The sequence below is a fragment of the Microbispora corallina genome, assembly GCF_016863035.1.
In the GTDB taxonomy this organism is placed as follows: domain Bacteria; phylum Actinomycetota; class Actinomycetes; order Streptosporangiales; family Streptosporangiaceae; genus Microbispora; species Microbispora corallina.
On the sequence record NZ_BOOC01000014.1, the window covers coordinates 185,510 to 200,237 of the forward strand.

Consider the following 14,728-nt stretch of genomic DNA (forward strand, 5'->3'; position numbering starts at 1 on the left):
ATGACGGACCGTCGTTTGCTGCTCGTGCACGCCCACCCCGACGACGAGTCGATCGGCACCGGGGCGACCATGGCGAAGTATGTGGCCGAGGGCGCCCACGTCACCCTGGTGACCTGCACCCTCGGCGAGGAGGGGGAGATCATCCCGCAGGAGCTCGCGCACCGCGCCGCGGACCGCGACGACACCCTCGGGCAGTACCGGATCGGCGAGCTGGCCGCCGCGTGCAAGGCGCTCGGCGTGACCGACCACCGCTTCCTCGGGGGCGCCGGCCGGTGGCGCGACTCCGGCATGATGGGCGTCGCCTCGAACGACAACCCCGGCTGCTTCTGGCGGGCCGACCTCGAGGAGGCCGCCGACGAGCTCGTGAAGATCATCCGGGAGGTGCGGCCGCAGGTCCTGGTCACCTACGACGAGAACGGCTTCTACGGCCACCCCGACCACATCCAGGCCCACCGGGTGGCCCGGCTGGCCTTCCAGCGCGCCGCCGACCCGACCCTGCCCGGCGGCGAGCCCTGGCGGATCGCCAAGTTCTACCACACGGCCGTTCCGAGGTCGGTGATGAAGCGGGCGGCCGAGGCGATGCGCGAGGCCGCCGTGGAGTTCTGGGCGCCGGACGACGTCGACGACATGCCGTTCGGGTGCGCGGACGAGGACGTCACCACCGAGATCGACGCCCGGCCGTACGTGGAGGCGAAGCTCGACGCGATGCGCGCGCACGCCTCGCAGATCGCGGTGGACGCGCCGTGGTTCGCGCTGTCGAACAACATCGGGCAGCAGGCCTTCGGCGTCGAGCACTACATCCTGCGCGCGGGCGTGCCCGGCCCGCCTGGAATCGGCGCGCCGTACGAGGCGGGCGGCCTTGGCGAGCCGCACAACCGGGAGACCGATCTGTTCGCGGGCATCGGCTAGGGTCGGCCGCATGACCGAGGAGACGCCCGGACGCGAGGCCGGACCCGGCACGCCGGCCGGCGGTCCCGTGCCCGCCGACGGTCACCCGCAGCCCGGCCCGTACGACGGGGGCGCCGCGTGGCCGGCCGGGCCTCACGGTCAGGGTCCCGCCGCGCCGGCCGGTTGGGCGACGCCTGGCCGGCCGGGGTCTGACGGTCAGGGTCCCGCCGGTCCGTACGGCCCGTTCGGGCCGCCGGCGGGGGCGTACGGCCAGACCGCCGCGGGTGACGAGGCCATGAGCGGACCGCTGGCGGGGGCCCTCACGGGCGCCGTCTACGGCGTGCTGTTCCTCCTCGGGCTGGTCCTCGGCGTGGTCGGCGGGTTCGAGCACGCCTGGTACGTCGGCGAGATCCCGGGGGCCGCGATCGTGTGGCTGGCGGCGCTGTTCGCCGTGCCGTACGCGACGGGCCGGCTGATGGGCGGCAAGCTGGCCGCGCTGATGCCCGCCGCCGGGTGGCTCGTCAGCTCCTTCCTGCTCGCCACCCCGCAGGCCGCGGGCGACCTCGTCATCGCGGGCGACACCTCCGGGTTCGTCTACCTGTACGGCGGGGCCGTGGCCGTCGCGGCCGCCGTCGTCGTCACCCGGTCCAAGGGGTCCTGGCTCCTGCGGTCGTACGGCAGATCCTGAGGCGCGGTGCTTGCGGCTCCGGTGGGCCGCGCGGATGCTGGGGGCATGCGGCGTGTGCACCGGGTCCGGCAGGTGGTGAACTACGTCAACCTCTCCACGCCCCTCGGGCTGTGCATCGCCCGGATCGGCGGGGCCACGACCCGGAGGGGGGAGCGGGGCCTCGTCTACGCCCACGGCTACCGCATCCCGTTCCCGATCGCCGGGGCGTTCACGGTCGGGAACGTGATCCTCACCAAGCACGAGGACGGCTATCTCGAGGGAAGGCTCCTCGACCACGAGTCCCGGCACGCCACGCAGTACGCCGCCTGCGTCGGCCTGCCCATGCTCCTCCTCTACGTGGCCGCCTCGGCGCTGTCGCTCGCCATCTGCGGCCACCCCGCGTCCTGGAACCTGTTCGAGCGCCTGGCGAACCTCGACGACGGCGGCTACCCCAGGGTCATGCCCTGGTGGAGTAGGTCCCAAGGATGAGCGGAATCCGCCGGTCGTAGGAGGAATATTCCGCTCCCCGTGGGGATCATGGACTGCTGAAGGGAGGGTCCATGTCGCAGACGATCCAACCGGAGAGCCCCGAGACCCCGCAGGTCCCCCTCGCTCCCGTTCCCGCCGCCGCTGCCGCCACCACCGCCGTCCCCGTCGCCCCCGTCGTCCGGCCCCCGGGTCCCCGCCGGTGGCCGTCGAGCTTCGCCGATCGCCTGACCTGCCCGCTGCCGGACTTCCGCGAGGTCCTCAGCGTCATGTGGCACGGGGGGTTCCGCACCGACGTCGGCGACGCCGACCAGATCCCGGTGCGCCGGTCGGGGCTGCCCCGGGCCGCCGCCACCGACACCGTCGTCACCTGGGTCGGGCACGCCACGTACGTCCTGCGGATCGGCGGCCTGACCGTCCTCACCGACCCCGTGTGGTCGCGCAAGATCCCTGGAGTCCGGCAGCGGCTCACCCCTCCCGGCGTCGCCTGGTCCGACCTGCCGGCGATCGACGCCGTGGTCATCAGCCACAACCACTACGACCACCTCGACGCGCCGACGATCCGGCGGCTGCCCAGGGACACGGCCGTCTTCGTCCCGGCCCGGCTGGCTCCCTGGTTCACCCGGCGCGGCTTCCGGAACGTCACCGAACTCGACTGGTGGGAGTCGGCCCGCCTCGGCGAGGTGTCCTTCGACTTCGTCCCGGCCCACCACTGGAGCCGCCGCACGCCGTGGGACACCTGCCGCACCCTGTGGGGGGGCTGGGTCCTCACGTCGCCCCGGCACCGGGTCTACTTCGCCGGCGACACGGCGTACGGGGAGCGGTTCGCCCAGATCGGCGAGCGGTACCCGGGCATCGACCTCGCCCTCATGCCCGTGGGCGCGTACGAGCCCAGGTGGTTCATGAAGGTCTCCCACGTCGACCCGGCCCAGGCCGTCCAGGGGTTCCTCGACGTCGGGGCCCGGCGGATGGCGACCATGCACTGGGGCACGTTCGTCCTGTCCGGCGAGCCGCTCCTCGGGCCGGTCGCGGAGACGCGCGAGGCGTGGGCGTCCCACGGCCTCGACCCCGCCGACCTGTGGGACCTCGCCGTCGGCGAGAGCCGTACGCTCCCCTGAGCCTCACGCCGGCGGCGCACAGGGGGACTCAGGGAAGGGGAACCGGGTCGACAGCTGGAGGTTCCACACCCGGAACAAGGTGCGGGGCGCGGCCGGCAGGCAGTCGTCCGCGGAGTAGGCGCCCAGGTAGCGCCAGTCGCCGCGTCCCGGCCTCGTCCAGGCGTGACTGGGGAGGCCGGTGCTGACGACGTAGTAGGCGTCGGCCGGCTCGGTCTCCCCGTAGACGACGCCGTAGTAGAGCGTGCCGTGGACGGCGGCGGTGAGCGCGGCGGGCCCGGCCCCGGCACGGCGCGCCGCCTCGGCGAGCCTGTTCCGGGTGGCCTCGCCGAGCTTGAGGGGCCAGGCCGTGCCGGCCGGCAGGCGCTCCTCGTACCCCTCGTCCTCCTCGTCCATGGAGGCGCCCTCCTGCCGCGGCTGTGATGAGGGGACGGGCGCCGCCACCGCGGACGGCACAGACGGCGCGGACGGCGCGGCCGTGTCTCCGGACGGCGCGGCCGTGAGCACGAGAACCAGGGCCACGACGACCGCGGCGGCTCCGGCCGTCGCCGCAATGGCGACGGCCACGGGGGTGATCGGCTGTCCTCGCATGCGCGACTTGTAGCACGCGGCGTCCGGTGATGGAACCGTGCGGGTCCGCGAAAGCCGGCGGGCGGCGTCCTGCCACAATTCCGGCATGAGCTTCGCGACGGCCGACCTCTTCGACGCCCACGGCGACGCGCTGGGCAGTTGCACCACGCAGTTCCGCCCGTACGGCTCCCGCGCCCGCTTCTGCGGCCCGGTCGCGACCGTCCGCTGCCTGGAGGACAACGCGCTGGTCAAGCAGGTGCTCGGGACGCCGGGGGAGGGGCGGGTCCTGGTGGTCGACGGGGGCGGGTCGCTGCGCACCGCGCTGATGGGCGACGTGATCGCCTCGTCCGCGGTCGCGAACGGCTGGGCCGGAGTGATCGTCAACGGCGCCGTGCGCGACACGGTCGCCCTGGCCGGGTTGGATCTCGGGATCAAGGCGCTGGGGTCGAACCCCCGCAGGAGCGCCAAGACGGGCCTCGGGGAGGTCGACGTGCCCGTGACGTTCGGCGACGTCACGTTCCGGCCCGGGCAGTGGGTCTACAGCGACGAGGACGGCGTCGTCGTCAGCGACGAGCGCCTCCCCGTCTGACCTCCGCCGGCGTGCCGAGGATCGTCGCCCGTTCCCGACATCCCGAGGGCCTCCGCGAGGCTCCCCACCCGTGAGCCGCCGCGGGGGGCGCCGGTCGCCGGCTCAGGGGACGCGGACGACGGTCTTGCCCCGGCTCGTGCCGTCGGCGAGGCGGTGGACGGCAGTCTCCACGTCGGCCAGGTCGTACTCGGCCGTGACGTCCACCCGCACCCGGCTCTCGGCGACGGCGCGGATCGCCTCGCGGACGGAGGCGGCGAGCCGCTCGGGGTGGGTGGCGGCGAGCAGGTTCCCGTTGTACGTCACCAGCGACGTGCCCCTCATGAGCAGGTCGTTGGCCGACGCCGTCACCGGCTCGTAGCTCGCGAGGTTGCCGTACGCCACGAGCCGGCCGTGCGGCGCGAGCCTGTCCAGGCCGGCCTGCCTGACCGGGCCGCCCACCGGGTCGAGGATGACGTCGAACTCCTCGTCCAGCTCGGGGAGGTCCGCGCGGAGCAGCACCTCGTCGTAGCCGAACCCTTTCGCGTAGGCCGTCCGATCGGCGTCGCCCGCCACACCCACGACCCTCGCCGCGCCCGCGAGCCGGGCGAACTGCACCGCCAGCGTTCCGACGCCGCCCGCCGCGGCGTGGACGAGGACGCTCTCGCCGGGCCGGACGCGGCCGGCGGTCGCCACCAGGTCGTAGGCCGCCGGCGCGGTCCACCCGAGGGCGGCCGCCGTCCGGAGGTCCAGCCCGCCGGCCGCCGTCGCCAGGGCCGCGGGCGCCACCACCACCTCGGCGTACGCGCCGGACGAGGTCAGCGCGAGGACCTCCTCGCCCACGCGGGCGCTGTCCACCCCCTCGCCCACCGCGACGACGCGCCCGGCGGCCTCGAACCCGGGGACGAACGGGCGGGGCACGGCGAAGTGGCCGTCGCGGACGAGCACGTCACCCCACTGGACACCGGCGTAGGCGACCCGGACGGCCACCTCTCCCGGGCCCGGCGCGGGCTCCTCGACCTCGGTGAGCCGGAACCGGTCCTGCGCGTCGAGCACGACGGCCTTCATTTACAGCCTCCTGAGCTGAATCAGTATCCTGATACAGGTGAAGGTATAGATATCAGGTACCTGAGTCAACTCAGGATGCTGTTGATAGGAGGGATGATGGCCGAGGTACCGGTGGAGGAGTACCTGTGCAGCCGGATCAGGCGGGCCGAGCAGGCGCTGATGGCCCACCACGAGGCCGTCCTGCGCGGTCACGGGCTCACGATGACGCAGTACACCGTGCTCCTCACGCTCTCGCGTGAGGGCGGCATGTCCGGTGCCCAGGTGGCCAGGGCGTGCGGAGTCACCCAGCAGACGATGGCCACCGTGCTCACCGGGCTGCAGACCAGGGGACTGGTCGCGCGCGAGCCGTCTGCCGTGCACGCCAAGGTCCTCGTCGCCACCCTGACGGACGAGGGCCGCGAGCTGCTCGACCGCGCCTACCGGGAGGTCATCGTCCTGGAACGGGCGCTCACCGGCGCGTTCACGCCGGAGGAGCACTCATCGCTGTGCGACCTGCTGGAACGCGCGACGGGAGTGCTGATCCGACAGACCCGGCAGTCCGAGGCCGCCTCCTGAACGACGGCTCAGAGGGTCCAGACCTGGCCGTCCGGGGTGTCGGCGACGGCGACGCCGAGCCCGGACAGCTCCTCCCTGAGCCGGTCGGAGGCGGCCCAGTCGGCGGCGGCCCGGGCCCGCTCCCGCTGCAGGAGCAGGTCGGCGGCCCCCGGCGGCAGCACCGGCACCTTCCCGATCTCGGACGACAGGTCGAGGCCGAGGACGTGGTCGAAGTGGAGGAACGTCTCGAACCGCGAGCCCGGCTCCACCGACTCGTCCCGTTCGAGGTCGCGCAGCAGCCGCAGCGCCAGCGGGACGTCGAGGTCGTCGTCGAGGGCCTGCTCGACCGGCCGCGCCCTGTCGGGGTCGATGGGCCGGCTGGGGGACTCGGCCCACTGGGCCACCCGCCGCCGCCACCGGCGCAGCGTCCGGTCGGCCGCGCGCAGCGTGTCCCAGGTCAGGTTCATCTGCTGCCGGTGGCGGTGCTCCAGCAGCGCCAGCCGTACGGCGAGGGGGTCGAGGCCCTCGGCCGCGACGTCGGACAGCAGCACCACGTTGCCCGTCGACTTGGCCATCTTGCGGCCGTCGAACAGCAGGTGCTCGTTGTGCGCCCAGCGGGAGACGACCTCGTGCCCGGTGGCGGCGTCCGACTGGGCCCGCTCGTCCTCGTGGTGCGGGAAGCGCAGGTCGATGCCGCCGGTGTGCAGCTCGAACCGGTCGCCGAGGTAGCGCAGCGACATGGCCGAGCACTCGATGTGCCAGCCGGGGAAGCCCCGCCCCCAGGGGGAGTCCCAGGTCAGCTCGCCCTCGCCGGGCTTCCACAGCGCCCAGTCGGCGTGGAACCGCTTGCGCTCGTCCACCGCGTCGATCCGGTGGGCCGGCTTCAGCTGGTCGAGCCGGTTGCCCGAGATCTCGCCGTACGAGGGGAAGGAGGCGGCGTCGAAGAAGACGGCCCCGCCGGGCGCCTCGTACGCGTGCCCCCGCTCGATCAGCCGCGCGATGAGCTCGATCATCAGGTCGAGCGTCTCGCTCGCCCGCGGCGTGTGCTCGGGCCTGCGGATGTTGAGCGCGAGCGTGTCGCGGAAGAACGCGTCCTCGTAGTGCCTGGCCACCTCCAGCGGGGACCGTCCCTCGCGCCGGGCCTGCGCGAGCACCTTGTCCTCGCCGTCGTCGGCGTCGTCCGTCAGGTGGCCGACATCGGTGATGTTCTGGCAGGCGATCACCCGCAGCCCGCGCCGCTCGGCCACCCGGCGGACCAGGTCCGCGAACACGTACGCCCGGAGGTTCCCGACGTGGGCGGGCCGGTAGACGGTCGGCCCGCAGGTGTACATCCGCAGGACGCGGGCGCCCTGCGGGACGACGGGTTCGGTGCGCCTGGTCCGGGTGTCGTGGAGCCGCAGCATGACACGAGCCTATGCGGTGGCGTCCCGAGGGTCAGGAGAGGAACTGGAGGATCTCGCGGTCGCCCCGGTCCCGCAGCCGGTCGAGCACCTCCTCGCGGGAGGCGCCCTCGGGCAGGCCGATGCGGGCGCCGATGAGGCGGAGCCCCTCGGCCTCGGACGCCACCGGGGCCGTGTACCCGATCAGGTACAGCGCCCGGTTGAGCGGCGGCAGCCCGGCGGCTGCGGCCGGCAGGAAGCGGGTCAGCAGCTCCCCGCCGTCGGAGACCGTTAGGAAGACGTGGTCGCCCTCGGCGGCGTTGTACTCCGCCAGCACCCCCCGGATCGACCCGATCGTCGGCTGGTTGTGCCAGCTGATCACCACCTCGCCCGACGCCGTGGAGGCCGTGAGCTGCCCGCCCGGCGCCATCCCGAGGTGCGCGGCGAACCCGGTCGGCAGCGGCGAGCCCGAGCCGCGCAGGTGCTCGGCGTTGACGTCCACCCGGTGCCACCAGCGCCCGTCGCGGCTGCGGAAGCAGCGGCGGGTCGTCGACACGTCGCGCCGCGGCTGGTACGCCTCGGCCTGGTCGGGGGCCGCCACGCGGATCCAGCCGCGCTGGGTCCGCTCGAACCCCGGCCCCCCGGCGTACGCCCGGATGGAGCTCTCGCTCACCTCGTAGCGGGAGGTGAGGCTGTCGACGATCGTGCTCACCGACGCCTCGCCGCCGGCCCGTTCGATCTCCCGGCCGATCATCTCCCGGATGCCCAGGTACTCATCGCCGCCCCAGCGCCGCAGGCCGTACTTGTTGCGGTCGAGCCGGATGAACCGCTCGTCCGAGGCGAGCTGGTTGCGGATGCCGACGATGCTGTAGTCCTCGCCGATGCCGGCCTGGATCTCCTCCGGCGTACGGGGGGACCCGGCGACGGCCAGCACGGCCTCGGCCTTGTCGTTGACGCTGCGCGGCCAGGGCACGACGTGGCCCTCCAGCACCCGCAGGTGGGGGACGGCGGTCAGCCAGCGCTCGGCCACGTCCTCCCGGATCCCGAGCTGGGCGACCATGGACACGGCCTCGTCGAGGGGCCGGGGCCCGTCGGAGAACAGCTGCCGGGTCTTCTCCCTCAGCTCGTCGGCGCCTCCGGCGACCAGCCACCCGTCCACCTGCTCGTACCCGGTGAGCAGCGTGCGGACGAACCGCCAGGCGGGGATGGCGAGCGTGGTCAGCTCGGTGCGGTGCCAGGGCACGGCCGCCGCCAGGTCGTCGGCCGGCGCGGCCGAGCCGAGCCGGGTGCGCAGCCATGCGAGGTGGGCGGTCAGCGGGGCCGCCTGGGGGCCGTTCATCCAGCCCAGGACGTGGTCGCGCAGGTCGCGTTCGATCTGCCGGATCCGCTCCCGGGTCACCGAGAACCGCTGGGCCAGCTCGTCGAGCGTCGCCCGCTGCGCGGCCTGGCCCGGCTGCCGGCTGGAGTCGAAGTAGAGCCGGTCCCTGGCGATCGCCCGCTGCCTGTCGTCGAGCCTGGCGAAGATCTCGTCGATGACCTCGGGGAGCGGCCGCTCGGGCAGCGCCGGGGGGACCGGCGCGGCCGCCGACTCCTCGTCGGGGTCGGTGGCCAGCAGCTTGTCGATGACAGCGGTGAACAGGGCGTGGACCGCCTCGCGCGGGCCGGGCGTCTGCAGGCTCTCGTGCGGGTCGGTGAACCTGAGCAGCGGCAGGATGTCCCCGAGGATCAGGTGGGACCAGCAGGCCGTCGTCAGGTCGGCGAGCCGGGAGGCGACCTGGGCCGTCCCCACCGCCGCGCAGGCCCGGTCCAGGGGGAGTGCCTGCCACCACGCGTCGGGGAGACCGGGGTCGCTCGCGATCGGCTCTACCTGGCTGGGCGCCGTCCAGCGCAGCGGAGGCACGATGTCGCTAAGGCTCAGGTTCAATGCAGGTCCAACCGGCAAGGGGAATATATCCGCAGTTCAGACTAGGGGATCAGGAAGGCAGGAAGGGACTGGCGCGACCGGAATAGGACACGTAGAGCAGCTCTCCCGCTCGTGTGCACGCCACGTAGAGCAGCCCCCGTTCCCGTTGCAGATCGTGCGCCCGGGCCGTGGGGTCCTCCGTGGCCGGGGTCAGCGCGTCGGGCGCCGGCACGATTCCGTCAGCCACGCCTATCACGGCCACGCGGCGGAATTCCAGACCCTTCATGCCGTGAAGTGGGGTCACTTTGACCATGATGCCCGCTTCGCGTAGTGCGGTACGTGCGGTTTTCACGAGGTCTGCGGTGCGGGCGGTGACGGCGATCTCAGCCGTGGGGACGCCGTCCTCGACCCACTCGGACACGTGGGAGACGAGCCCGGCGAGCTCCGCCTCCGGCGTGACGTACTCCCGGACCATCGGGCGGGGGCCGTGGCCCACGGCGCGGTAGCCGTACATCTCGGCGTTGCCGGGGACGAGGCCGTCGGCAGGGCCGCCGCCGCGCAGCCGCACCCCCCACGTCAGGATCTCCTGCGGCAGCCGGTAGGAGATCCTCAGGTGGAAGCGGCGGGCCGGGATGCCGACGTCCGCGAGAGCCACCCGGGTGTCGAACATCCGCTGGTGCGGGTCGCCGACCACGAACAGGTCGTTGGCCGCGACCGGGACGGCGGCGCGCAGCAGCCGCCACTGCGCCGGATGCAGGTCCTGCGCCTCGTCCACCACGATGTGCCGGTACGGCCGGCTCCCGGGCGCCTCCTCGCCCAGCAGGTCGCCGACCGACCGGCCGAGCAGGTCGGCGGCCTCGGAGGCGAGCTGCAGCAGCGTACGGCGGCCCGTCTCCCGCAGCCTTCCGACGACGTGCTGGACGGCCTCCCACACCACCAGGCGGGCGTCGGCGTCCAGCTCCACGCTCCGCCCCGGGCGGGCCGCGTCCCGGTACTCGTCGAACGTCCGCAGGTTCTGCGCGAGGATGACCTGCTCCCACTCGCGCAGCAGGAACGCCGTGCCGAACCGGCCGATGGCCGCCTCCTGCCACAGCTCGGCCAGCTCCGCCGCGCCCACCAGCGCGGGGGCGCGGCCCTCGGCCTCGGCCACGATGCGGTGGGCGATGCGGTCCACGTTGCCCACCTCGACGCGCTTGCGGACCACCTCGTCGTTCACGATCATGTCGAGCCGCGCCGACAGCTCGGTCGCGAGCCCCTGGGAGAACGTCACCAGCAGCACCGGCCCGCCCGCCGCGCGCGCGAGCCCGGCCGCCCGGTGCAGCGCCACGATCGTCTTCCCGGTCCCCGCGCCGCCGGTCACCAGCACCGGGCTGTCGTAGTGCGGCCAGTTGGCGTACGTGTGCTGCGGCGGGTGCAGGAACGTGCACCAGTGGGGCGTCGTGAGGATGCGGTCGAGCTCGTGCTGGCCCTCCGCGAAGGCCGCCTGGCCCGGACTGCGCCGCAGCGCCTCGGCCAGGTCCTCCGGGTCGACCTCGTCGAGGGGGAAGGCCCGGCACGCGTCCAGGTCCCGCCAGGCCGCCGCGAGCGAGCCGCCCCGCGCGAGCGCAGCCAGCGGCGCGTACTGGCTCTCCGGCAGCAACGGCTCCACCGCCGTCAGATGGCTCTCCGACGTCATCATGCGCAGCAGCGGCAGCAGCCGCGCGTCGATCCCGAGGTGCAGGAGCTCGGTGTCGCAGAACCCGTCGAACAGCCGCCGGTCGGAGCTCTCGGCCGCCCGGTAGAGCGCGGGCTCGATCCGTTCGAGCGCCTCGGCGTCCCAGCACTCGACGACCCCGATGGCCGTGTTCACGCCGAACCGGTGCCGTTGGGCGTACGACCACGCCTCCGCGTCGGGCAGCACCGTCAGCAGCCAGTAGACGTCGTTCTGCCGGACGACCACGCCGCGGTGCCGGTCGGCCAGCCGCAGCGTCGCCACCCGGTGGTCGCGGCTGTTGCGCACCCGCTCCGGGTGCGGCGCCGACGGGGAGTTGCGCAGGAACCGGCGTACCGCGACGACGACGTCCCGGCGGACCGGCCGGGCCAGTGCGCCGAGGTCCCGGGTGAACTCCGGGGCGATCGCGAGCCGGGGCACCCGACTATCCCATCAGGGACAGCAGGTCGCGGTCCCCGCGTTCTCGTAACCGGGTGAGGAGCTCGGCCCTGCCGGCCGGCCCGCTGAGCCCGATCCTCGTCGCGATGACCCGGACGGCCTGGTCCTGGGTGCCTCCGGGGGCCGTGTAGCCGACCAGGCGCAGCGCGCGGCTCGTGTCGTCGCCGCCGGCCGCGGCCGGCAGGTGCCTGACCCGCAGCATCCCCTCCTCCGAGAGGGTGAGGAAGATGTGGCTGCCCTCCTCCGCCGCCACCTCGCCGAGGATCCGCTGCAGCGAGCCCAGCGCCGGGCGCGCGTGCCACGCCACCGCGACCTCTCCCGCGGCGCTCCGGACCGTACGGCTGTCGCCCGGGTGGAGCCCCACGTACGCGGCGAATCCTGTCGGGAGCGGGACCTCCCCGCCGTCGAGGTGGTCCGCCGTCACGTCCACGCGCAACCACCAGCGGCCGTCGGGCTGCCGGAAGCAGCGGCGGGTGAGGCTCACGTCCTTGAGCTGACCCTGGGGGCGTTCCGGGGCGCCGGGCGCGGCCCCGAACCGGCGCCGTTGGCCGGAGGCCGCCGGCGACGCCGCGGGCCCGGGCCCGGCCGCTCCCCGCTCCCCGGACGCTCCGGATGCCGCGGACACCCCGGAGGCCGCTGACGCACCGGGAGCGACGGGCACGCCGGACGCCGCGGGGACGGCGGGGGCGAAGGGCTCACGCGCGGAGACGGGCTCGCGGGAGGGGAAGGGCTGTCGCGAGGAGAGGGGACGTGGGGGCGGCGTGAAGGCCGAGGGCGCTGCCGGAGCTGGGGACGGCGGGTGCACGCCGTTCGCGCCGCCCGGCGCGCCGAGGTGCGGCACGCTCTCCAGCCACTCCTGGGCGGCCTCGGGCCGGACGCCGAGCGACGCCACGAGCTCCCGCGCCCGGGAGACGGTCGGCGTCCGCTCCTCGGCCTCGAACAGCGTCCGCGTCCGGCTCCGCAGGTCGTCCACGTCGCCGGACACCAGCCAGTCGCCCTGCAGCCGGTGATCGGGCAGGGTCGCGAGCACGACCTGCCAGGCGGGCACCTCGAGGGAGCGCAGATCGTGGCGGTGCCAGTCCGCCGCGTCGAGGAGGCTCGCCCTGGGCGCCGCCGCTCCGAGCGTCGCCGTGAGCCACGTGAGATGCGCCACGTACGGCTCGGCCTCGGGGGTGGCGAGCCAGGCGACGACCCGGGCGCGCAGGGCGGTCTCGACGGTCTCCAGCACCGCCGGGGTGACGCCGAGCAGCTTGGCGAGCGCCTCCACGGGTGTCGGGGTGTCGGAGAAGACCCGGTTCTGGGCCACCATCCAGGTCTGGTCGTCCAGGTCGGCGAAGGCCGCGTCGAGCAGTGCCGGGAAGTCGTACCCCACAGGCTGCTCCGGGACGGTCTCCGGCCCCGGCGCCCCGCCGAGGTCGTCCTCCTCACCGAGCTCGTCGTCGGCGTCCCGCTCGTCCCCGTCGCGGTCGTCGCCTTCCCCCGGCTCGTCGTGGTCCTCGGCGACGTCCTGGTCGTCCGCGTCGTCGCCGTCATCGAGCCGGTCGTCGGCGTCGCGCTCGCCGGCGTCGTCAGCCTCGCCGGGCTCGTCGGCGGCGTCCTGCTGGTCCGCGTCGTGGCCCTCGCCCAGGTGGTGGTCGGCGTCGCGCTCGTCCGCGTCGTCGTCGTCACCGAGTCGGTGGTCAGCCTCGCCGAGCTCGTCGGCGGCGACCTGCTGGTCCGCGTGGTGGCCCTCGCCGAGTCGGTGGTCGGCGATGTCCCGCTCGCTCGCGTGGTCAGCCTCGCCGAGCTCGCCTGCGGCGACCTGGTGGTCCGCGGCGTCGCTCTGACCGGGCTCGTCGTGGTCCACCGGGGCCCGGCCGTCCCCGGCACTGGGGCCGCTCCGCTCGGCCGTGACCCGAGCGTCGTGCCCGTCCACGCCGGCGTGCGCGCCCGCGTCCTGCCCGTCGTGCGCCTCCACGGCGGCGGGCGCCGAGACGAGCGGGGCGGCGACGGAGGCGATGCGGGCGGCGGCCGTGTGCCCCACGGGTGGGACGGCCGGCTCGTCCCGGTGCACGGGCGAGGGCGACAGCCGTACGAACACGGCCGTGAAGAGGGCGGTGAGGACGGGGCGCGCCCTGATGAACGGCTGGTCGGCGAGCTCGCGCCCGGAGAGGGCGAGCAGGCCGGGCCAGGAGCCGGCGCGGTCGAGGGCGATCGCCACCTGGGGGTCGTCGGCCTCGTCCGGGTCGAGCACGTGGAGCGCGGGTAAGACGTCGCCCACGGCGGCGGCGGGCCAGTGCTCCAGCGCGAGGTCGGTCAGCAGCTCGCCGAGGCCCTCGGGCTCCAGCACCGCCAGGACCCGGTGCACGGGCAGGCTCCGCCACCAGGCGTCCGGCAGGCCGGGCCGGCCGGTCAGGAGTGCGATGCGGGCGGCGTCACTCCAGCGCAGCGGTGGCACGAGGTCACTCAGGCAGAAGTTCATGCGCTCCCCATCACTCCAAAAGACCAGACCATAGTCTGGCAAATCACCCAGCGGTGGCGAGAGTTTCCTCAGTGACGCACGGCGGCGAACCGCAGGCGGACGTAGTCGGCCATCCAGCCCGACTCGCGGCGCAGCGCGGGTGCGGCCAGCTCGTTGACGCGGCGCAGCAGCGGCTCCACGGTCGCCGGGGGCACCCGGTCGAGCAGCGTGCCGGCGAACATCCGCACCCAGTCGGCCGCGCCGTTCGGACACTCGTCGAGTGGCGTGGGACGGTCGAAGTACTCCAGCAACCGGACCGTGAAGCCGCCCTGTTCGAGCCGGTAGGCGTACTGGGCGGGAGTCGGGAAGTACCAGGGCAGCTCGGGCTCGCGCAGGCCGTGCTCCCGCCACGCGGTGAGCATGGCCGAGGTCAGCGCGGCGCAGTTGCCCGCCCCGCCGAGCTCGGCGACGAACCGGCCGCCCGGGCGCAGCGCCATGCGGACGCAGGCGATCACGGCGTCCGGGTCGCGGCTCATCCAGTGCAACGCGGCGTTGGAGAACACGGCGTCGTACGGCTGGGCCACGGTGAAGTCGTGCCCGTCGCCGACCGTGAAGTCCAGCCCGGGGTGCTGCGCGATGGCGGTCTCGATCATGGCGTGGGAGCCGTCGATCCCCAGGACCTGGGCGCCGCGGGCCGCGATGTCGGCCGTGAGCACGCCGGTGCCGCAGCCGAGGTCGAGCACGCGCTCACCCGGCTGAGGGTCGAGCAGCTCCAGGAGCGGCGCCCCCTGCGCCGAGACGTACCCGAAGGAGCTGTCGTAGGCGCGGGCGTTCCACCTCGTGAGACCAGGGGTTTCGTACCGCAAGATCGGCTCGCATTCTGACACATCGGGACCGGTGCCGTGTTGCCGCAATCTCAGGCCGACTGCTGGGATTGCAGGGGTATCGACACACTTTACGGCTT

At 74.1% G+C, this 14,728-nt stretch carries 13 protein-coding genes; 6 read left to right on the forward strand and 7 right to left on the reverse strand.

The genetic code is table 11. The annotated features are described in order from the left end of the window. From mshB to Mco01_RS17670, 4 genes are all read left to right on the forward strand, one after another. Entirely contained in the window at positions 1–909 is a 909-nt protein-coding gene (gene mshB / locus Mco01_RS17655; protein ID WP_036332280.1) for an N-acetyl-1-D-myo-inositol-2-amino-2-deoxy-alpha-D-glucopyranoside deacetylase, read from the forward strand. Positions 910–919: 10 nt separating this feature from the next. Next, positions 920–1,576 (forward strand): DUF6113 family protein, encoded by a 657-nt coding sequence (locus tag Mco01_RS17660; RefSeq protein WP_204057966.1) that lies wholly within the window; start codon positions 920–922, stop codon positions 1,574–1,576. Positions 1,577–1,621: 45 nt separating this feature from the next. After that, positions 1,622–2,044, forward strand: a complete 423-nt coding sequence (locus Mco01_RS17665) for a hypothetical protein (RefSeq protein ID WP_204057967.1) — start codon at positions 1,622–1,624, stop codon at positions 2,042–2,044. A gap of 71 nt (positions 2,045–2,115) precedes the next feature. After that, complete coding sequence (locus Mco01_RS17670) at positions 2,116–3,159, forward strand: MBL fold metallo-hydrolase (protein WP_204057968.1); 1,044 nt, start codon at positions 2,116–2,118, stop codon at positions 3,157–3,159. A gap of 3 nt (positions 3,160–3,162) precedes the next feature. Here Mco01_RS17670 and Mco01_RS17675 read toward each other — a convergent pair whose 3' ends face one another. Continuing rightward, positions 3,163–3,747, reverse strand: a complete 585-nt coding sequence (locus tag Mco01_RS17675) for a hypothetical protein (RefSeq protein WP_204057969.1) — start codon at positions 3,745–3,747, stop codon at positions 3,163–3,165. A gap of 85 nt (positions 3,748–3,832) precedes the next feature. Here Mco01_RS17675 and rraA point away from each other — a divergent pair, with 85 nt between their 5' ends. Next, positions 3,833–4,315 carry a ribonuclease E activity regulator RraA gene (rraA, locus tag Mco01_RS17680; RefSeq protein ID WP_036332276.1) on the forward strand — a complete coding sequence of 161 codons (483 nt, stop codon included), beginning with the start codon at positions 3,833–3,835 and terminating at the stop codon, positions 4,313–4,315. Between the two features lie 102 nt (positions 4,316–4,417). Here rraA and Mco01_RS17685 read toward each other — a convergent pair whose 3' ends face one another. Then, positions 4,418–5,359: a quinone oxidoreductase family protein gene (locus Mco01_RS17685; RefSeq protein ID WP_204057970.1), complete on the reverse strand. Its 942-nt coding sequence runs from the start codon at positions 5,357–5,359 to the stop codon at positions 4,418–4,420. A gap of 96 nt (positions 5,360–5,455) precedes the next feature. Here Mco01_RS17685 and Mco01_RS17690 point away from each other — a divergent pair, with 96 nt between their 5' ends. Beyond that, positions 5,456–5,914: a MarR family winged helix-turn-helix transcriptional regulator gene (locus Mco01_RS17690; protein WP_239103694.1), complete on the forward strand. Its 459-nt coding sequence runs from the start codon at positions 5,456–5,458 to the stop codon at positions 5,912–5,914. Between the two features lie 8 nt (positions 5,915–5,922). Here the strand turns inward: Mco01_RS17690 and cysS are convergent, their stop codons facing one another. The 5 genes from cysS to Mco01_RS17715 all read right to left on the reverse strand — a co-directional run bounded on the left by cysS (position 5,923) and on the right by Mco01_RS17715 (position 14,630). Next, positions 5,923–7,296, reverse strand: coding sequence for a cysteine--tRNA ligase (gene cysS, locus Mco01_RS17695; protein ID WP_204057972.1), 1,374 nt, complete (start codon positions 7,294–7,296; stop codon positions 5,923–5,925). Positions 7,297–7,327: 31 nt separating this feature from the next. Beyond that, complete coding sequence (locus Mco01_RS17700; RefSeq protein ID WP_204057973.1) at positions 7,328–9,196, reverse strand: sigma factor-like helix-turn-helix DNA-binding protein; 1,869 nt, start codon at positions 9,194–9,196, stop codon at positions 7,328–7,330. Between the two features lie 49 nt (positions 9,197–9,245). After that, positions 9,246–11,306 (reverse strand): UvrD-helicase domain-containing protein, encoded by a 2,061-nt coding sequence (locus Mco01_RS17705; protein WP_204057974.1) that lies wholly within the window; start codon positions 11,304–11,306, stop codon positions 9,246–9,248. A 4-nt stretch (positions 11,307–11,310) separates the two neighbouring features. Continuing rightward, a complete protein-coding gene (locus Mco01_RS17710; protein WP_204057975.1) occupies positions 11,311–13,785 on the reverse strand; it encodes a hypothetical protein in 2,475 nt (824 codons plus the stop codon). Positions 13,786–13,853: 68 nt separating this feature from the next. Beyond that, positions 13,854–14,630 (reverse strand): class I SAM-dependent methyltransferase, encoded by a 777-nt coding sequence (locus Mco01_RS17715; RefSeq protein WP_204057976.1) that lies wholly within the window; start codon positions 14,628–14,630, stop codon positions 13,854–13,856. Between the last annotated feature and the right edge of the window lie 98 nt (positions 14,631–14,728).

What these genes read in the sequence shown, in the direction of transcription:
- Mco01_RS17675 (WP_204057969.1), bottom strand. Translation starts at nt 3,747, where the DNA reads ATGCGAGGACAGCCGATCACCCCCGTGGCCGTCGCCATTGCGGCGACG.
- Mco01_RS17690 (WP_239103694.1), top strand. Translation starts at nt 5,456, where the DNA reads ATGGCCGAGGTACCGGTGGAGGAGTACCTGTGCAGCCGGATCAGGCGG.
- mshB (WP_036332280.1), top strand. Translation starts at nt 1, where the DNA reads ATGACGGACCGTCGTTTGCTGCTCGTGCACGCCCACCCCGACGACGAG.
- Mco01_RS17660 (WP_204057966.1), top strand. Translation starts at nt 920, where the DNA reads ATGACCGAGGAGACGCCCGGACGCGAGGCCGGACCCGGCACGCCGGCC.
- Mco01_RS17665 (WP_204057967.1), top strand. Translation starts at nt 1,622, where the DNA reads ATGCGGCGTGTGCACCGGGTCCGGCAGGTGGTGAACTACGTCAACCTC.
- Mco01_RS17710 (WP_204057975.1), bottom strand. Translation starts at nt 13,785, where the DNA reads ATGAACTTCTGCCTGAGTGACCTCGTGCCACCGCTGCGCTGGAGTGAC.
- rraA (WP_036332276.1), top strand. Translation starts at nt 3,833, where the DNA reads ATGAGCTTCGCGACGGCCGACCTCTTCGACGCCCACGGCGACGCGCTG.
- cysS (WP_204057972.1), bottom strand. Translation starts at nt 7,296, where the DNA reads ATGCTGCGGCTCCACGACACCCGGACCAGGCGCACCGAACCCGTCGTC.
- Mco01_RS17670 (WP_204057968.1), top strand. Translation starts at nt 2,116, where the DNA reads ATGTCGCAGACGATCCAACCGGAGAGCCCCGAGACCCCGCAGGTCCCC.
- Mco01_RS17685 (WP_204057970.1), bottom strand. Translation starts at nt 5,359, where the DNA reads ATGAAGGCCGTCGTGCTCGACGCGCAGGACCGGTTCCGGCTCACCGAG.